The sequence below is a fragment of the Gordonia sp. NPDC003422 genome (assembly GCF_053588675.1).
Window position 1 is genome coordinate 326,338 of sequence record NZ_JBSFQL010000002.1, and the last position, 17,945, is coordinate 344,282.

General features: G+C 66.2%; 14 protein-coding genes. 9 read left to right on the top strand and 5 right to left on the bottom strand.

What is annotated here, in order from left to right; all coding sequences use genetic code 11:
• Positions 1-16: 16 nt before the first annotated feature.
• From ACWDTF_RS03210 to ACWDTF_RS03230, 5 genes are all read left to right on the top strand, one after another.
• Complete coding sequence (locus tag ACWDTF_RS03210) at positions 17-478, top strand: DUF4307 domain-containing protein (RefSeq protein ID WP_240856593.1); 462 nt, start codon at positions 17-19, stop codon at positions 476-478.
• Positions 475-1,242 carry a queuosine precursor transporter gene (locus ACWDTF_RS03215; RefSeq protein WP_240856592.1) on the top strand — a complete coding sequence of 256 codons (768 nt, stop codon included), beginning with the start codon at positions 475-477 and terminating at the stop codon, positions 1,240-1,242. The genes ACWDTF_RS03210 and ACWDTF_RS03215 overlap by 4 nt, the downstream gene beginning before the upstream one ends.
• 147 nt (positions 1,243-1,389) lie before the next feature.
• Positions 1,390-1,884, top strand: coding sequence for a transcription elongation factor GreA (gene greA, locus ACWDTF_RS03220; protein WP_240856591.1), 495 nt, complete (start codon positions 1,390-1,392; stop codon positions 1,882-1,884).
• Between the two features lie 146 nt (positions 1,885-2,030).
• Positions 2,031-3,758: a SulP family inorganic anion transporter gene (locus tag ACWDTF_RS03225; protein ID WP_449753943.1), complete on the top strand. Its 1,728-nt coding sequence runs from the start codon at positions 2,031-2,033 to the stop codon at positions 3,756-3,758.
• Positions 3,759-3,896: 138 nt separating this feature from the next.
• Positions 3,897-4,553: a hypothetical protein gene (locus ACWDTF_RS03230; protein WP_240856589.1), complete on the top strand. Its 657-nt coding sequence runs from the start codon at positions 3,897-3,899 to the stop codon at positions 4,551-4,553.
• 79 nt (positions 4,554-4,632) lie between these two features.
• On the opposite strand, the gene ACWDTF_RS03235 is transcribed toward ACWDTF_RS03230, so the two are convergent.
• A complete protein-coding gene (locus ACWDTF_RS03235; protein ID WP_240856588.1) occupies positions 4,633-5,709 on the bottom strand; it encodes a hypothetical protein in 1,077 nt (358 codons plus the stop codon).
• A 47-nt stretch (positions 5,710-5,756) separates the two neighbouring features.
• Complete coding sequence (locus ACWDTF_RS03240) at positions 5,757-6,545, bottom strand: hypothetical protein (protein WP_240856587.1); 789 nt, start codon at positions 6,543-6,545, stop codon at positions 5,757-5,759.
• Between the two features lie 126 nt (positions 6,546-6,671).
• Between ACWDTF_RS03240 and ACWDTF_RS03245 the strand changes: the two genes are divergently transcribed.
• The 3 genes from ACWDTF_RS03245 to ACWDTF_RS03255 all read left to right on the top strand — a co-directional run bounded on the left by ACWDTF_RS03245 (position 6,672) and on the right by ACWDTF_RS03255 (position 8,915).
• On the top strand, positions 6,672-6,989 hold the full coding sequence (locus tag ACWDTF_RS03245; protein ID WP_240856586.1) for a hypothetical protein: 318 nt from the start codon (positions 6,672-6,674) through the stop codon (positions 6,987-6,989).
• Positions 6,990-7,065: 76 nt separating this feature from the next.
• Complete coding sequence (locus tag ACWDTF_RS03250; protein WP_449753944.1) at positions 7,066-8,085, top strand: ATP-binding cassette domain-containing protein; 1,020 nt, start codon at positions 7,066-7,068, stop codon at positions 8,083-8,085.
• Entirely contained in the window at positions 8,082-8,915 is an 834-nt protein-coding gene (locus ACWDTF_RS03255; protein WP_449753945.1) for an ABC transporter permease, read from the top strand. Before ACWDTF_RS03250 ends, ACWDTF_RS03255 begins: the two co-directional genes overlap by 4 nt.
• On the opposite strand, the gene ACWDTF_RS03260 is transcribed toward ACWDTF_RS03255, so the two are convergent.
• Positions 8,897-12,163 carry a BTAD domain-containing putative transcriptional regulator gene (locus ACWDTF_RS03260; protein ID WP_449753946.1) on the bottom strand — a complete coding sequence of 1,089 codons (3,267 nt, stop codon included), beginning with the start codon at positions 12,161-12,163 and terminating at the stop codon, positions 8,897-8,899. The genes ACWDTF_RS03255 and ACWDTF_RS03260 overlap by 19 nt on opposite strands.
• Positions 12,164-12,221: 58 nt before the next feature.
• On the opposite strand from ACWDTF_RS03260, the gene ACWDTF_RS03265 reads away from it, so the two are divergent.
• Positions 12,222-12,737, top strand: coding sequence for an SRPBCC family protein (locus ACWDTF_RS03265; RefSeq protein WP_355273868.1), 516 nt, complete (start codon positions 12,222-12,224; stop codon positions 12,735-12,737).
• A 541-nt stretch (positions 12,738-13,278) separates the two neighbouring features.
• Here ACWDTF_RS03265 and ACWDTF_RS03270 read toward each other — a convergent pair.
• Together ACWDTF_RS03270 and ilvA are read right to left on the bottom strand one after the other, a co-directional pair.
• Positions 13,279-16,638: a protein kinase domain-containing protein gene (locus ACWDTF_RS03270; protein WP_449753947.1), complete on the bottom strand. Its 3,360-nt coding sequence runs from the start codon at positions 16,636-16,638 to the stop codon at positions 13,279-13,281.
• A gap of 94 nt (positions 16,639-16,732) precedes the next feature.
• Positions 16,733-17,935: a threonine ammonia-lyase gene (gene ilvA, locus ACWDTF_RS03275; protein ID WP_240856581.1), complete on the bottom strand. Its 1,203-nt coding sequence runs from the start codon at positions 17,933-17,935 to the stop codon at positions 16,733-16,735.
• Positions 17,936-17,945: the final 10 nt, after the last annotated feature.

The following is a 17,945-nucleotide window of genomic DNA, read 5'->3' on the forward strand; positions in this document are numbered from 1 at the left end:
TGGTAGGTATTGACGCGTGAACAGTTCGGACGGGGGCACCGCGCAGACTCCGCGGAGCGGACCTCGCGCCACCTACCCGGAGCCCTCCGGCGACCCCCGGAGCCGCCGGCGTTGGTTCATCGGACTATCTGTTCTCGTCGTCGTGGCCGGAGTCGGTCTCGCTGCCCTCGGCTACACAAAGTTCGCCGACGAAGAGGTCAAGGGCGAGGGCACCGGCTACGAGCTCCTCGACTCCTCCACTGTTGCGGTCCAGTTCACGCTGACCAGGTCCGATCCCAGTCGTCCGGCCGCCTGCGTGGTGCGCGGGCGATCCAAGGACGGCAGCGAGACCGGCCGACGCGAGGTTCTCATCGGCCCCGGCACCGACAAGCAGCAGGGCGTACGTGTTGAGGTGAAGACTTCTGCGCCACCCGTCATCGGCGAGGTCTTCGGCTGCACCACCGACATCCCGGCATACCTGTCCGAGACGGACGCATGACGACCGACGATCGGCCGCAGTCACGTGGGCGCGCGGCGTTCGCGTCGATCTCGAGCCCGTACTACCCGCTGCTCGTCGCGCTGTTCGTCGGCGTCATGCTGATCAGCAACATCACCGGCACCAAAGGTGTACTGCTGTTCGAGGACTGGTTGCATTTCGATCTCGGTCCCATTCACCTGAATGGCCTGGTCACCGACGGCGCGTTCTTCCTTTTCCCGCTCGCCTACGTCCTCGGCGACGTGATCAGCGAGGTCTACGGATTCCGGGCGATGCGTCGCACGATCTTCGCCGGTTTCGCCGTGCTGATCCTCGCCTCCCTGTGTTTCTGGCTGACCATTCACCTGCCCGCCGCAGGCTTCTACGACGGCCAGGAAGCCTTCGAGCGAGTGGCCGGGGTGGTCCCCCAGTTCTTGCTCGCGGGCCTCGCCGGGTACGTAGTCGGCGAGTTCCTGAACTCGTTTGTCCTGGTCAAGATGAAGGAACGCGCAGGTGAACGCCGACTCTGGGCTCGTCTGATCGGCTCGACGGTGGTCGGCGAGTTCGCCGACACGCTGGTGTTCTGTTCGATCGCGGCGTCGGCCCTGGGCATTTCCACCTGGGGCGATTTCATCAACTACACGGTCATCGGATTCCTCTGGAAGACCCTGGTCGAGCTGATCGTGATGCCGGTGACCTACCTCGTTGTCGGGTGGCTGAAACGGGCCGAGCCGACCTATCAAGAAGCGCTCCGATCGGCGTCGGCCGACGGTGACGATGTGCCTTAGCTCTCATCGGCTGGTACCCTGTACTGATACACGGCTCCGCGAGGGGTCGTGTTGCTGCATTTAGAGCGTGCTCCACGCGCGCCGAGCAGTCCACATGCCCGGGTCGAGAATCGAGCCCGGGCGCGGACAACACATAAGGAGTGACCGATGACCGACACCCAGGTGACCTGGCTGACCCAAGAGTCGCACGACCGCCTCAAGAGCGAGCTCGACTCTTTGATCGCCAACCGTCCGGTCATTGCCGCAGAGATCAACGAGCGTCGCGAAGAAGGCGACCTCAAGGAGAACGGCGGCTACCACGCCGCTCGCGAAGAGCAGGGCCAGCAAGAGGCCCGCATCCGCCAGCTGCAAGAACTACTGAACAACGCCAAGGTGGGCGAGGCCCCGACCCAGTCGGGTGTCGCGCTCCCCGGCTCCGTCGTGACCGTCTACTACGACGGTGACGAGAAGGACACCGAGACCTTCCTCATCGCCACCCGCGAAGAAGGTGCACAGGGCGGCAACCTGGAAACCTACTCGCCCAGCTCGCCGCTGGGTTCGGCGCTCATCGACGCCAAGGTCGGCGAGACGCGCGAGTACACCGTGCCGTCCGGCGCGACGATCAAGGTGACCCTCGTCAGCGCGGAGCCCTACCACGGCTGATCGCTGACCCGTCGACACGGGTCACGGCAAGACACACAGAACTCCCACATACACACGAGATCACATGTGTATGTGGGAGTTCTCTGTGTGCGGTGTCGGAACAGGTCCTCCCACGACGGCCGCTGCCTTGTTGGCATAATCCCTCCATGCCCGACACAGCTCGCATCGGCGACAAGATATCGCTGCTCCCCGGCGTGCAGACCCTGCGCACCTATGAACGCGGCTACCTGCGCGGCGACCTTGTCGCCGGAGCGGTCCTCACCGCGCTGCTGATCCCGGCCGGCATGGGCTACGCGGAGGTTGCGGGGCTGCCGCCGGTCACCGGCCTCTACGCGACGATCATCCCGCTGATCGCCTACGCGATCGTCGGCCCGTCGCGCATCCTCGTGCTCGGACCCGACTCGTCGCTCGCCCCGATCATCGCGGCCGCGATCATCCCCCTTGCCGCTCTCGACTCCGAGCGCATCGCACTGGCCGGCGTGCTGGCCATCGAGGTGGGAGTCATCCTCATCATCGGCGGCCTGCTGAAGCTCGGCTTCGTCACCGACCTGCTGTCCAAACCTATCCGGATCGGTTACCTCAACGGCATCGCCCTCGTCGTGCTGCTCAGCCAGCTGCCCAAACTGCTCGGGTTCAGCGTCGACGGCGACTCGATCGTCGACGAGGCCGTGAACATCGTGAAGGGCATCGCGAACGGCGAGATCGACTGGCTGGCCACCGCGATCGGCGTCATCTGTCTCGCGGTCATCTTGGGACTCAAACAGTGGCGCAAGACAATTCCGGGTGTGCTCATCGCGGTGGTCGGGGCGATCATCGCGGTGTGGGCCTTCGGCTGGGAAGACGACCTGTCAGTGGCCGGCGCCATGCCGCGCGGACTGCCGACACCGGCTCTCGGCGGAATCACGCTGAACGACGTCGTCGACCTCATCGTGCCCGCGGTCGGAATCGCCCTGATCGCGTTCGCCGACACCAGTGTCCTGTCAAGGACTTTCGCGGCCCGGGCCGGACAGAACGTGAACGGTAGTCAGGAGATGGCCGCGATCGGTGTGGCCAACGTGGCCAGCGGATTCCTGAGCGGCTTCGCGATCTCCGCGTCGTCGTCGAGGACGCCGGTCGCCGAGCAGGCGGGCGCCAAGAGTCAGGTCGCACCACTGTTCGGCGCACTGCTGATCGTGGCGTTCATCCTCGCGGCACCAGGCGTGACCGCATACCTGCCATCATCTGCTCTTGCCGCCGTGGTGATCTCGGCGGTGTTCTCGCTCATCGACATTCGCGGGGTTGTTTACCTGTTCCGGGTCAACCGGGTCGAGGGAATCCTGTCCGTGGCAGCCTTCGTCGGTGTCGCCGCCCTCGGTGTGCTCGACGGTATCCTGGTCGCGATCGGCCTGTCCTTCATCGCCTTCGTCAACCTCGCGTGGCGCCCCTATCGCACCGAACTCGGCCGGGTGCCCGGTCTGCGTGGCTACCACGACGTCACCCGCAACCCGACGGCGCAACGCATTCCCGGCGTGCTGATCCTCCGGTTCGACGCACCGCTGTTCTTCGCCAACGGCGGCATGTTCGACGATTACGTGCGCTCCGAGGTGGTGCAGAGCCAACAGGAAGGGCGTGAGGTACACACCGTGATCCTCGCGGCCGAACCGATCACCGAGATCGACGCCACCGCGGTCGACGAGCTCGTCGAACTCGATGATTATCTTCGCAGCAACAACATCACCCTTGTCTTCGCCGAGATGAAATCCCCTGTGCGCGATCAGCTGGCGCAATACGATCTCACGGTCGACGGTGAGCCACGATTCGACGACACACAGTTCGCGCCCACCACGGGAGCCAAGGTCGACGAGATCACCGGGTGCCTGCGCGGTGACATCTGAACCTCGGTGATCGGAAGTTTCCGCACTCCGAACGCCCGTGCCATTTTCCCCCTTGCCGCCGCTGGGATTCCCGCCCTAACTTGAGCGCCACCACAATCGCGCCACTCGGCCGGAAAGCTCAGGGGGAAAACACATCCGATGAAGCTCAACAGATTCGTGGCCATTGCCACCTTGGTGATCGCAGCCATGGGCGTCGCCAGCGGGACCACGCACGCAGCACCAAGAACGGAGGATGCCACGCACTGGAATGTCACTCGTCACGGCCAGAATGTCGTGGTCGCCACCGACAACGGGACGCTGTCGCAGTCGAATGGCCAACTGCGCCTGCACAACCGGTCCGGACGCGTCGTCGAGACCGTTCCACTGATCGTGGCGGTCGACGACTATGCACATCCGGTCGTCGCACAGGTCACCGCCAAGAACGCAACCCTTCGGCTCGACACGAGCCCAGCACTTTCTCGCTTCCAGCCCGTGAAGCACAAGGCCGATCTACAGGCAGCCGTGTCCGGGGTTCGCGACAACATCACCTTGAGCGCCGCCATCGGTGGATACATCGGTGCGGCTTCGGGTTTGACCGTCGGCTGCATACTGGGCGCCGTCGCGGCCGGGGTGGTGTCGGCTCCCGCTGTACTACTGTTCGGCGCCGGACCGCTGGCCGGTTGCATCGGCGGCGCGCTGCTACTCGGAGCCGGCGCATCACTGGCCGGAACCGCGATCGGCGGCATCGGCGCAGCAATTGCCAACGCAGGACCGTTCATCCAGCTACTCAACCAGCCGAAGAAGAAGGACAAGTAGCCCGGACGCATCGGATCCCCTCGTCGTTCAGAGCCCCAGATACTCGAGCGCCGAGGGGATTCCGGTATACCTCACTCGCTCACCGCGCCAGCACGGACGCCGTGTACTTGGGCCGCCAGTTGTTGGTCAGCAGTGCACCGAAGTTGTCTTCACGGTTGTTGGTCGAGGTTCCCGAGTCCCGGACCGAGTAGATGAACGCCGGACCGCAATAGCCCGACACCGCGGCCGCCCGGAGCACGTCGACGATCTGGGTGGCCTGCTCGCGTTGGGAGACCATCTCATTCGATCCGAATCCGGGTGGCGGCGTCCGCGACCCGAGAGCAACCGGCTTGGTGGGGGCGCCCATCTCGGTCAGCCAGATCTTCTTGGCGCCGTCGCCGTTCGCGACCATCACCGCACGAATCTGGCGCGTCTCAGTCCACCCGTTCGGTGCGGCCCCGATGCCCTTCGGGAACACATAGGGATGCATCGCGGCAGCGTCGAAATAGCCTCTGGCACCTGCCGCATACATCCGGCGAACGAAGTCGACGGCACCAGCGGCCGGACTCAATCCTGCGGCCACCACCGTCGACGACGGCTGAACCGACTTGATCGCCCGGTAAGCGGCCTTGAGCAGTGCCGTGTATTGCGCGGGGTTCGCGGGTTGGAGCCCCCAGAAGATCGGGAGGTTCGGTTCGTTCCAGATCTCGTGCCGTGTGACGTCGGGATAGCGCTTGATGAACGCCTTCATGAAGTCGCCGAGTCTCGCCGGATTCGACGGTGGAGCGTAGATGGACCCGAGCGCGCCGCCCTGGCGTGCCCACGTCGGCACGGTCAGCACGATGGACAGCACCTTCAGATGGTGTCGCCGCGCGGCACCGATGACCCGATCCGGCATGGTCCAGTCGTAGCGGCCGCGGACCCGTTCGACGGTCCGCCAGTCGACCATCACCCGCAGCCACTGCGCGTCGGTCTTCGACACCGCTGCCAATTCACGCTCGAGATCGGCAGCACCGAGAAACAGCGTTGCCGCACCTTGCGAGAAGCCGTAGCCGGCGGCCGGCGTGCGGACCGCGGCCTGTGCCGACGTCGGAGTCACCGCGACCGCTCCACCCACCAGCGGCAATACCATCGCGGATATCACCACGATCACGTGACGGACCCTCGCTGAACGCATCGTGCCTCCCGACGTCGACGATGTCAGCGAGTGTATTCCGAGTCCGACTACGCGGCGTGGGAAATGCGCATCGACCCGTCAACGACACGAATCGCGTTGTGCTGCTGCGCGAGTCCGATCTTGGCCAGCAATGCGACACAGGGCAGCAGGTTGGCGTCGACGCCTGCCTCGGCGGATGCGGTGACGTCGAAGCAGGTCACTTCCGTCAAGGTCGAGGGCTTCCAACCGTCGCCGCGCAACCATTGCAGATCGCGACTACGAGTGAGCGGCGCCAGCACCAACCTGGCAGGCACGACGTCGGTGGCGGCCCGCTTGGTCCACCACAGCACGCCGTCGACGTCGACCTCCGGCATCTGCGGACCCGACGGCAACACCTCGCGCATCCTCATCGGGGACTTGTCGAAGACGACCATTCCTGTCGCACCGACCTGTGCCAGGCCCCGTGCATCGTCGGCGTCGACCTCGAGGGAGGCGAGTACGTCATTCACTGCGGCGGGCACCCAGACCGGCGCCAAGTCCTTCAACACGTCCACCGCACGGAGGGCATGCACAAAGGTGCCGCTGAGCAGCCGCTGGAGATCCTCGTCGTCGGCGTGTTTCTGCACCGCCCTGTCGAACTCGCTGTCACCCGGGCCCGAGCCGGAATCCTCGAGGTCCTCGATCTCGAATTCCAGATCGAAGAGGCGTTGCTCGAGAATGTGCAGGTACTGCAAGTACTCGTAGGCTAACGCAAAGTACGCCTCGCCCAGCTCGTCATGTATCCGCGGCAGGGCGCCGGCCAGCCACAGACGTGACCGTCGAGTCGAATGCGATCGTGCGCTATGTCGGTTTCCCATGCGCGCAACCGTAGGTCGGCGTCGGCCTGACGCCGCCGCAAATTCCACAGGCACGCTCGCGCCACCCACAGCGAATGCACAGCCTCGCCCAAGACCGTCCGTAACCTGCGGGTTCATCGTCGGAACATGAGAAGAATCCGCAACCCCCGCCCCGATGTGACACTGGTGGTCCTCGACGACGATGCCTCCGTCGCCGACCACGCGCGCACGCTGTTCGCCGCGCAAGCCCCGCTGGCCGTCGTCAGCGCCCACTACTCGCAAGTGGTTCCGTTCATGCTCGGCAACAACGGATACACCGTCGCGCTGGTCGCCGACGTCGACGACCCCAACCAGCTCGCCGAAGCCATCGCGATCACCGAACAACGACTCGGCACGGTTGCCGCTGTCGTCCGTTACGCCGCCGACCTCCCACACAGCGCACCGTCGGGAACCGTAGCCGCCTGATCAGGCAATACAGCTGCTGACAGCCGACGCAAGGCGACGCAAGCGCCACGACAGCGGCATCGGTCATCGTGGTGGCATGACAACAACCACGAGTACCGACCTGCCTGTGCAGACGTCGGCCGGCACCTCCGGTGACCTGGCGATCGACGCACACGGCCTGGTCAAGCGTTTCGGATCGACCCGCGCCGTCAACGGCGTGGATCTGGCCGTACCCACCGGATCGGTGTACGGCGTGCTCGGCCCCAACGGAGCCGGGAAGACCACCACGGTGAGCATGCTCGCCACCCTCCTACGACCGGATGCCGGCACGGCCACGGTCTTCGGCCACGACATCGTCCGCGAACCCGTCGCGGTGCGTTCGCTCGTCGGCGTCACCGGGCAGTATGCGTCGGTCGACGAAGACCTCACCGCGACGCAGAACCTCGTCCTCTTCGCCCGGCTGCTCGGCTTCTCCCGCCCCGCGGCTCGTGCGCGATCCGAGGAACTGCTCGAACAGTTCGCGCTCACCGAGGCAGCCGACCGGCCATTGAAGAACTTCTCCGGCGGCATGCGACGACGCCTCGATCTGGCCGCCAGCCTCATCGACACTCCCCCACTGCTGTTCCTCGACGAGCCCACCACCGGCCTCGATCCCCGAACACGCGCCCAGATGTGGGACACCATCCGCGACCTCGTCGCTCGCGGGTCCACCGTGTTGCTCACCACCCAGTACCTCGACGAGGCAGACCAGCTCGCCGATCGCATCGCGGTCATCGACCACGGCGTCGTGATCGCCGACGGCACTGCCGACGAACTCAAGCAATCGATCGGCGCGAGCACGCTGCAACTCACCCCCGTCGACAAGTCCGACGCGGCACGGGTCTGTGAGATCACCGAGCAGGTTCTCGGTGAACAACCCACACTGTCCCCGGAGGCAGCCCGCATCACCGTCGGGCTGCATCGTTCCGACCTGGTGCCTGACGTCCTGATCGCCCTGCGCGAGAACAACATCGCCATCGACGAGATCACGGTGCAGAAGCCGAGTCTCGACGAGGTGTTCCTCACCATCACCGGCCAGCCGGCCGACACCGACGATTCCGATGAGGTGGCCCGATGACCACGATCACCCGCTCGCCCGCGCCCCGCGCGATCACCACGCGACCCGCACGCACCGAGACCAAGACCTCGGTCAGCCTCACCGAGGCTGTGCGCCAATCACTTTCGATGGCCTATCGCGGAGTCCTGAAGATCCGCCACAATCCCGAGCAACTGTTCGACGTCACGCTGCAGCCGATCATCTTCACCCTGATGTTCACCTACATCTTCGGTGGCGCCATCAGCGGTAACGTCCACGACTATCTGCCCGTCATCATTCCCGGCATCCTCGTGCAGACCGTGATCACCACCTCGATCGTGACCGGCACCCAGTTGCGCGAAGACATGGACAAGGGCGTGTTCGACCGCTTCCGCTCGCTACCGATTGCCCGGATCAGCCCACTGGCCGGGGCGCTGCTGGCGGACATGATCCGCTACCTGATCGCCACCACACTGACCATCGTCATGGGCATCATCATGGGCTGGCGGCCCGACTTCTGGGGCACCATCGCTGCAGCTGTGCTGGCGATCGTGTGCAGCTTCGCGATCTCCTGGATCTTCGCCCTCATGGGCTGCGTGATGAGCAAAGCCTCTGCCGTACAGGGAATCTCGATGCTGATCCTGTTCCCGCTCACCTTCATGTCCAACGCCTTCGTGCCGGTGGACACCATGCCCGGCTGGTTGCAGACGTTTGTGAACATCAACCCGATCAGCCACATCGTGACCGCTGTCCGCGAACTCACCGCCACCGGTCATGCCGGTATGCACGTTGTGTGGGCGCTCGTCGGTCCTGCCGTGATCACCGCGGTGTTCGCGCCGCTGGCCGTGCGTGCCTACATGCGCAACACCTGATCTGATCGGGCTTGCGCACTCCGTCGCGACGCCAGGATCGCTCGGACCTCGTCCAGCGCCTGGCGTCGCGACATCGTTCGTATCTCGTCCGACAGGTCGGCCCACTGATCCGACGACAGTCCGGAGACCTCGGCCAGATGTGTGTGCACGTGGTGCAGCGACGCATAGTCTTGTCGCGCACCGAGAACCGCCGAGAGCGCGAGCAGTCGCGGACCGTCGGCCGACGTGGGCTCCGTGCGAGCAAGCACGTACCCGATGGCCATGGCCGACGCACCGGCCTGCGGCCGGTCGAACCAGCCCAGCGGGCCGTACATCGAGTGCAGACCGTCGGCGAGCACACTCACATACTCGCCTGCACGTTGGCCGTCACCGGCACGCATCAGTCCGATCATCGCGGCCCCGATGAGCATCACCATGCCGGGATCCTCCGCGCCGAACGGGTGGTCACGGTCGATCAGCCGGACAGCCTGCGCGTAGGCGACTCGTGCGGATTCGACGTTGCCGCGCGCCAATTCGAGTTCTGCCGCACCGATCATCATTCCGCCGACGACCTCCGGATTGCCCTGCGGGTCGGGATCGCCCGGTCGCCAACCATCGGCGACGACTGCAAGTTCGGCGGCGGCTTCGTCGAGACGCCCATCCGCGACCAGGGCGGCCACCAGCGCCGATCGTGCCTGCAACTCGTCGTCGCGGGCCCCCAGTCGCGACAGCGCCTCGATCGCCTCGCGATAAAAAGGGATTCCCGACGACCACAGTGCCTGCTGCGCGTAGATGCCGGCGATCGAGGTCTGCGTCATCGCCGACATCCAGGTGTTGTGTTGTCCCTTTGCGAGTTCACGCAGCGCGAGTCCGTCAGACAGTGCACGGCCGAGATCACCGAAGTTCTCGTGTCCGTTCATCAGCGCCGACAACGCGACGACCCGCACCTGATCCGTCTCAGATCGCGCCCCCCGGACCATATAGCGCACGGCCGCAAACATATTGGGGCTCAGCACGCACGCCGACATCAGTTCGGTCGGCTGCTCGTAGTTGCGCTGCGGCCGATGCAGCCGGCGCAGATAGTAGCGGCCGGTGGCCACGCCGCGCAGGTTACGCCGCATCATCAGACGCGCCATCGAGGCGAGCACCGTGGCTTGCCACCTGCGACGCGTGTCGTCGTCGGGATCGGTTGGTGGAGGTGGCAACACGGCCATCAGCCGCCCACCCCAGGTCATCACCTCACCGTGCAAGCCGCGCGCCATCCAGAATCCGCCGAGCACCGGGAAGACCGTGACCATGGTGTCCACCGCCTCGGCGGCCCGATCAGGCGGCCCAGCGTGAACCGCTTCGGCACAGCCGCGCAACACCCAGACGAGGTTCTCGACGTCGGCGGCGATCCGGTCGAACAGTTGCTCGTCGACGCGACGCGCGTGCAGTTTCTCCACCTCGACCGCAAAGCGGCGCGCCCAGCGCCACATCGAGCGATCCACGGCATCCGATTCGGCCGCGACAAGCTTCTGCTCCCCGAATTCGCGCACCATCTCCAGCATCCGGTAGCGGATGTTCCCATCGGTTTCGACCACCGTCAGCAGCGATTGGTTCACCAGTGCAGCCAGCACGTCGACCAGGCGAAAACCGTCTTGCCCCAGCATTGTTGACGCCGTATCCACGGTGAATCCGCCGGGGAGCCGGCACAGACGACGCATCGCCGACTGCGCGCCGGAATCCAGGAGATCCCAGCTCCACTCGATGACGGCGTAGAGAGTGCGGTGCCGGTCGGGCGCGGTTCGGTCCGTACCTCGCAACAGGGCGAACCTTTCAGCGAGGCCTTCCGATATCTCCGAAACGCTCATCGTACGCACACGGGCAGCGGCGAGTTCGATTGCGAGCGGCAACCCGTCGAGATGTCCACACAACTCGGACACGTCGCGTCGGGACAGCCGCGCGTCCGGACGAATGGCCTGAGCCCGACGCTCGAAGAGTTCGACGGCGGATCCGCCCTCCCCGACATCGAGCACGGGGAGGAGATAGATCCGCTCGGCCGCCAGCATCAGCGGCGAGCGACTGGTGGTCAGTATCGACAGTTCCGGTTCTGCGGCAAGGAGATCGGCGGCGACGCGGGCACAGGCGTCGATGACCTGTTCACAGTTGTCGAGGATCACCACCGCCCGCTGACCGCGTACCGCGTCGACGAGCCGGTCGGCCAGATCACCCACAGCCAGCCGCGGACGGCCGCCACCGCCGAGCTCGGTCTCTCCCACGCCCAGGGTGGTCGCGATCGCCGCGACCACGTCGTCGTCGTTGCGGATCGGGGCGAGCGGCACGTAGAAGACGGGACGGCCCCCATCGGCCACGGTGCGGCCGACCCGTTGGGCGACACGGGTTTTGCCGACTCCACCCGGGCCTTGAACGGTGACGAGTCGATACCGGCCGAGCAGCCCGACGATGGTGGCGATGTCGTCGTCGCGCCCGATGAGTTCCGATACCTTGGTGCTCAGCCCGACGCTGCGGCCACGGCGCAGTGGCTTCGGGGCGGGGGTCTCGGCCGCGACCAGTTCCGCGTTCAGCGTGGCGATCTCGGGTCCGGGGTCCACACCGAGTTGCTCGGACAGTGCCCGACGCAGTCTCGCGAAGACGGCGAGCGCTTCGGGTACCCGCCCCTCACCGGCCAGCGCGCGCATCAGATCGACGTGCGCGGGTTCATCCAACGAGTCAGCGGCGCAACGCTTGTCGGCCAGCTCGCGTGCCAGTGCGTAATCACCGTCGGCCAACGCCAACGTGGTCCGACGCTGCTCGAGCACATCGCGGACCCGGCCGGCCCGTGTCCGCAGCTCGGCATCGAGGTCCGCCTCGCCGTCGTCGCCCAGATCGTCGCCGGGAACGCCCCGCCACCACGCCAGTGCCGCATCGAGATCCGCCGGGTCGGGTGACTGCGCGAGCTCGGCGACGATGTCGAGATCGGCACGGCAATCGGCGATGCGGTACCCGTTGCCGACACCTTCCAACCGGCCGTCGCCCAAGAGTGGCCGCAACCGAGAGATCTGCGTGTGCAGCGCCGACACCGGCGATTTGGGCGGTTTGTCGCCCCAGACATCGGCTATCAACCGTTCCGCGGAACGGATGCGACCGCCGGCCAACGCCAGGGCGACCAGCAGTCGGCGTGCGCGAACACCAGGGACCGGCGCCAAGCCCTCGGGACCGCCATCCACCGCACCCACAGCGACCGGCCCGAGCAGGCCGATCACTGTGTGCCTGGTGGTCGGATACACCCAGCAAGATTAGCGCCAACGCGGAACCTCCCCCGCCCTGGCGTGTATGAATGGACGCATGCCGCGCAGCTATCAACTCGAGCCCGTCGCCGACGTCGCATTCTTCGACGACGCGCCGATCACCTACCGCATCGACGTCAATCTGCCGGTGACGCCCGCCCGAGCGTGGTCGGAGCTCACCCGGCAGAACACTCTCGACTGGTGCCGGGCGATCAAGTCGATCGAGTTCACGTCGCCCGCTCCCTACGGTGTCGGAACCACCCGCAAGGCAGCCCTTCCCGGAGCCGGGCTGTCCGAACACTTCTTCGTGTGGGACGAAGATGCGTCAACGGGCAATTACCGCAACGCCTTCTACGCCACGACCATGTCGGCGCCCGGGGTGCGACGATTCGGCGAACTCACCCAGGTCGCTCCGGCCGACGTCGGCGCTCGCCTCGTGTGGCTGTTCGGCATAGAGCTGGGCAGCTCGGCGAAGCTGGTGAACGCATTCTCCGGACCGACCGCGTCGAAGGTGTTCAAGACGGTCGAAACGGACACGCTCCGGCACTTCGCGAACCTTTCCTCGCAGACCTGAACGCTCGGAATCTCTACTGATCCCTGAGGTTTCAGTTCATCAGCCCCACCGCTCCCTGAGGTGCTGGAGGCGCTAGCCGAGACCACCCGCCGACGTCGTCGGCGATCGTGGAGGTGGGAAGAGTGTCGTCGTCGAGCATGGACGCACGATCCGTTTGAAGTTGGGCCCGGAAGCCGGGCTCAACTTCCAACGGATCAATGGCCGGCCGACCACGTGGTTGCCATGAGTGCGCAGCACCGGCATTCTCGTCGGCGGCGCGAACCGGCGCCACAAAAGTAGGGGAAGAAACTTCTTCCCCTACCCTTCGAGTCCTCCCCCAGAAAATTCTCGCGGACGACTACGAACCCCGGGGAAGAAGTTCTTCCCCTAGATTTTGCGGGCATGACGCGGGCTCATTTCCGCAGGTCAGCGGCGCTGTTTCCCGAACTCTTCGGATCAGGCAGCGGAGATCCGGGGCCCAGATCTACCTTCCACGATCGAAGGGGTTGGTGAGACGACATTGTCGTCTCACCATCAGTACTCTTCGGATCAGCGGAAGCGACTACAGGTGCCCGCCGGCGGCCGACCGCGCGGCGTCGACCACCTCGGCGATCCCGCCGCCACCGTCGGCGGCAAACCGGACCATCCCGGCGTCGTCGCAGGTTCGCAACACGAGGGCCACCTCGTGAGCGGCGTCGTCGGAGCGTTCTGCGGCGGCGAGGCAGAGAGCCAGTAGTCGCCTGGCCTGCAAGAGAGCGCGTCGACGCCGAGTGCCGGTGAGGCGCTCGACCCACTCTCCGGCCCACCGGCACGCGAGCTCGGGATCACGAGAGTCCTTGAGCAGCAGGCGGATCGCTGCCTCTTCCTCGGCTTGCGCGACGATCTGAAACCAGCCGGTGGCAGTGGAGTCGCGATGCTCGAAGTCGACGCGTGGTGCCAGAGCACGCCGGGTTGGCACCTCGAGCGCGACCAGTTCACTCTCGACGTAGGCGCGGAGTCGTCGGGCACCGAGACGATCGGCGACCGCACCGGCGTCCTCGAGGAATCGGGCCCCGGCGTCGAGGTCGCCTTGCGCAACGGCAAGTCGCGCGGCGGTGACGTACCGCGCTCGGATCATGTCGATGATCCCCTCGTCCGGCTCCAAGATGAGACTCTCTTCCAGCAGCCCGCTCGCTTCCTCGGAAGCCCCTCTCTGATAGAGCAATTGGGCCAGCAGTCCAGCGGCCAGACGATACGCCTGCGTTCGACCGACGCCCGGACGCAACGACACCTGCAGTGCGCTGCGCAGGCTTCGCTCCGCAAAGTCGAGTTCGAGTTCCTCGATGAAGGCGAGGCCGTCGAGCGCATGACCGTACATCACGGCATATGCTCCCGTGTTCTGCTCATGAAACGGCGCAGCCCATGCCTGCATCCGATGCGCCTCGTCGAAGTCGAGGCGCAGCGTCGCGGTCATCGTCGCCACGTCGGCGGCCGACGACACCACGAAGGGAGGCAACGATTCCGGCCGGGACAGGCACTCGGCGATCAGGCCGTCGATGCGGTCGACGCGATCTGCGGTGGCGTCGGTACACGCGAGTGCGACGTCGGCCTCGATCCGCATTCGGGCCTTTCGGGGCTGATCATCGGCAACGGCATCAAGCCCCGCATTGACCCGGTCGATGGCCGCGCGCGCCCGATCAGTGTGGTGCAGAAGCACATTCGACCACGCAACCGTCAGTTGCAGCCGCGGACTGGTGACCACCACACTCGGTGGCAGTTTGTCGATGAGACCGAGCACCGTCGACATCTGCGAATGCTCCAGCAGGGTCCGGCCATCGGCTTCGACGAGTTCCACCGCGCGCCGGGTATCCCCTGCCGACAGAGCGTGATCGACGGCTTCGGCGAGCATGTCGTGATCGCCGAACCACTCCGACGCACGGACATGCAGACCGGTCACTGCATCCGGATCGTCACGCTCGAGTCGACGGCGCAGGAACTCCAGGAACAGCGGGTGGTAGCGGAACCAGTCGCCGTCGGGATCTGTCCTGCGCAGGAACAGGTCTCGCGACTCGATGTCCTCGAGGAGGGCCTGCCCGCGGGTTTGTCCGGACAGGGCCGACGCCAAGCCGGCGCAGATGTGGTCGGGCACCGACGTCGTCAGGAGGAACCGCAGGATATCGGGCGGCAGTGTGCCCAAGACGTTTTCGGCAAGGAAGTCACCGATCGCCCGATGGCGACCGGAGATGTTGGCGATCAGTTCGGCCGGTGAATCGTTGCCGCGCAACGACAGACACGCCAGCTGCAGCGCCGCGACCCAGCCGTCGGTGGAATTCCACAACTCGGTGATGTCGCGGCTCTCGAGGTCCAGTCCGGCCACATCGACCAGGAAGGTGCGCGCCTCGTCGGCGTCGAAACACAGTTCCGCGATGTCGATCTCGACGAGTTCGTCGGAAACCCGCATGCGGCTGATCGGCAGACCCGTCCTCGATCTGCTGGTGATGAGCAGTTGAAGATGATGGCATCCGTGGTCGAGCAGGAACTCCATTGCGGCAAGAGCGGCCGGATCGGTGACCCGATGCCAGTCGTCGACGACGACGAGGATCACCTCGCCCCACTCGTGGATGGTGTCGATCAGGGTGGTCAGGGCGTGGAGATCGGCACGCTCCCGGTGGTCTTCGAGCACGTCGTCGAGGTCGGCGGTGACCTCGGGATCGACCCGCCGGATCGCCTCGATCAGGTGGGTGGTGAACCACGACGAATTGTTGTCGTCGTCGTCGACGGTCAGCCACGCCACGTGCACGCCCTCACCGTGACGCCGTTCCGCCCACTGTGCGGCGACGGTCGTCTTCCCATACCCGGCCGGGCCGTGGATCAGGATGAGGCGGCGGCGTTCGCCGGCGCTCAGGATGTCCATCAGGCGTTCTCGCGCCACCTGCGCGCGCGGCCGCAACGGCGGCCGGAACTTGGTCGCCGGGGTGGGCGGCGCGGTCGTCGCCCCCGATCGTCGCCCCGGCGTCCCGCCGAGCGTTTCCGCGGGCTTACGGGTGGGCAGCGCCATCTCGACGGGCGCCTGACCGCACCGCGTCACGATGTCCTGCAGTTCCTCGCCGTAGGCTGCCGCGCTCTCGGGACGTTCGGCCGGCTCGCGCTCCATCGCGTGTTCGACGGCGCGCGACACCTCGTCGGGAATGTCGCCGCCACGGAGATCGGGCACCGGTTCACTGGCGATCCGCAGGAACTGCGCCACCACCCGTTCACCGCTGCGCCGCTCGAACGCGGCATGTCCGGTGAGCGCGCAAAAGAGGGTCGCGCCGAGGCCGTACAGATCCGACGCGACGCTCGGCGCATCGCCGACCAGCAATTCGGGTGAGGTGAACGCGGGCGACCCGGTGACCATGTCGGCGCCGGTCTCGAACCCGCCCACGATCCGAGCGATACCGAAGTCGGTCAGCTGCGGTTCGCCGTACTCGGTGAGCAAGATGTTGCCGGGCTTGATGTCGCGGTGCAGAATGTCGGCCCGATGCGCCGTCTCGAGGGCGCCCGCGATCTTGATTCCGAGACGCATCACATCCGGCCAGGCGAGCGGGCCATGTTTGCGGATGTGCGCGTCGAGCGAATCGTGCGGGTGATACGGCATCACGATGAACGGCATGCCGCTCGGCGTCGAACCGATCTCGAGGATGTTCACGATGTTCGGATGCCCCGACAGCCGCCCCATCGCCCGCTGCTCGCGGAAGAAGCGTTCCAGACTCGCCTCGTCGAGGTGATCGGTGAGGATCTTGATCGCGACGGTGCGCTCGAGTCCCGGCTGCTCCGCGCGGTATACGGCGCCGAATCCGCCGCGGCCGATCAGCATCGGGTCGCCGAATCCGGCCGCAATCAACTCTGCGGCGGCGTCGGGGCTGACGTCGCGCTGTGTCGACAGCGGATCGAACTCGACCATCGGTGTCCCTCGGTCGGCCCGGGACCTTCGACCCGGGCTACCAATCCAGACTAATCCGACCCGCAAGCCCCCGGCCCCAAACGGACCCGACGGTTCACCCTCGTAGGAAACCGGCGTCGGCCAGCGCCGCTCGCAACTCGCGCTGATGGTCGTGCCCGCGTGTCTCGACGCTGACCGTCACCTGCACCTCGTCGAGATACAGATCGTCGGCGACGCGGGAGTGCACGACGTCGAGCACGCTGGCCCCATGGTCGCGCAGCAACTCCAGGAAGGCGATCAGCCCGCCGGGACGGTCGGAGATGGTCGCGGTGACCGTCAGGTAGCGCCCAGCCGCGGTGAGTCCGTGCGTGGTCACGTGGGTGAGCAGGAGCGGGTCGATGTTGCCGCCGGACACGACGACACAGACCTTCCCGGAGAGGTCGGCCAACTCCGGTGCCATCATCGCCGCGACACCTGCTGCACCCGCGGGTTCGACGACGAGTTTGGCACGTTCGAGAATCGTGAGGAGTGCCGTGCTCAGCATGTCCTCGCTGACCGTGACGACCGAGTCCACGTACGCCGTCACGTGCTCGAACGGCACCTCTCCGGGCATCGCGACGGCGATACCGTCGGCCATCGTGTTCATCGACTCCGCCGCGACCGGACGATTCTGCTGGATCGATCGGGGCCATGCCGCGGCGTCCGCCGCCTGCACCCCGATCACCTTCACCTCGGGACGCTGCACTTTGATGGCCGCGGCCACTCCGGCGAGCAGCCCGCCACCGCCGAGCGGCACCACCACCGCCGACACATCGGGCATCTGTTGCAGGATCTCCGCACCCACGGTCGCCTGCCCGGTGACGATGTCGGGGTGGTCGAACGGGTGGATCAGCGCGGCGCCGGTCTCCTGGGCATACCGCTTGGCCGCGACGAGCGCCTCGTCGACGGTCGAACCCTCCAGAACCACCTCGGCGCCATAGGCTTTGGTGGCCGCGATCTTGGGTAGTGACGCGCCGGTCGGCATGTAGACGCGCGACGGGATGCCGAGTTCCGTCGCCGACCACGCAACACCCTGCGCGTGGTTGCCCGCACTGGCCGCGACCACACCACGGGCCCGCTCGTCGGGCGCGAGTCGCGAGATCCGCAAGTAGGCGCCGCGTGGTTTGAAGGAGCCGGTGCGCTGCAGATTCTCGCACTTGAGCCACACCTCGCAGCCCGAGCGCTCCGAGAGCACCCGCGAGGCGACCAACGGGGTTCGACGCATCACCGGGGCGAGCGCCGCCACCGCGTCGTCGATGTCAGTGCGGGTGATCAGCATCGGCGCCTTC

Excerpts from the sequence above, each read along its gene's own strand:
- ACWDTF_RS03235 (WP_240856588.1), bottom strand. The coding sequence starts at position 5,709 with ATGCGTTCAGCGAGGGTCCGTCACGTGATCGTGGTGATATCCGCGATG.
- ACWDTF_RS03240 (WP_240856587.1), bottom strand. The coding sequence starts at position 6,545 with ATGGGAAACCGACATAGCGCACGATCGCATTCGACTCGACGGTCACGT.
- ACWDTF_RS03250 (WP_449753944.1), top strand. The coding sequence starts at position 7,066 with ATGACAACAACCACGAGTACCGACCTGCCTGTGCAGACGTCGGCCGGC.
- ilvA (WP_240856581.1), bottom strand. The coding sequence starts at position 17,935 with ATGCTGATCACCCGCACTGACATCGACGACGCGGTGGCGGCGCTCGCC.
- ACWDTF_RS03255 (WP_449753945.1), top strand. The coding sequence starts at position 8,082 with ATGACCACGATCACCCGCTCGCCCGCGCCCCGCGCGATCACCACGCGA.
- greA (WP_240856591.1), top strand. The coding sequence starts at position 1,390 with ATGACCGACACCCAGGTGACCTGGCTGACCCAAGAGTCGCACGACCGC.
- ACWDTF_RS03245 (WP_240856586.1), top strand. The coding sequence starts at position 6,672 with ATGAGAAGAATCCGCAACCCCCGCCCCGATGTGACACTGGTGGTCCTC.
- ACWDTF_RS03230 (WP_240856589.1), top strand. The coding sequence starts at position 3,897 with ATGAAGCTCAACAGATTCGTGGCCATTGCCACCTTGGTGATCGCAGCC.
- ACWDTF_RS03265 (WP_355273868.1), top strand. The coding sequence starts at position 12,222 with ATGCCGCGCAGCTATCAACTCGAGCCCGTCGCCGACGTCGCATTCTTC.
- ACWDTF_RS03215 (WP_240856592.1), top strand. The coding sequence starts at position 475 with ATGACGACCGACGATCGGCCGCAGTCACGTGGGCGCGCGGCGTTCGCG.
- ACWDTF_RS03225 (WP_449753943.1), top strand. The coding sequence starts at position 2,031 with ATGCCCGACACAGCTCGCATCGGCGACAAGATATCGCTGCTCCCCGGC.
- ACWDTF_RS03270 (WP_449753947.1), bottom strand. The coding sequence starts at position 16,638 with ATGGTCGAGTTCGATCCGCTGTCGACACAGCGCGACGTCAGCCCCGAC.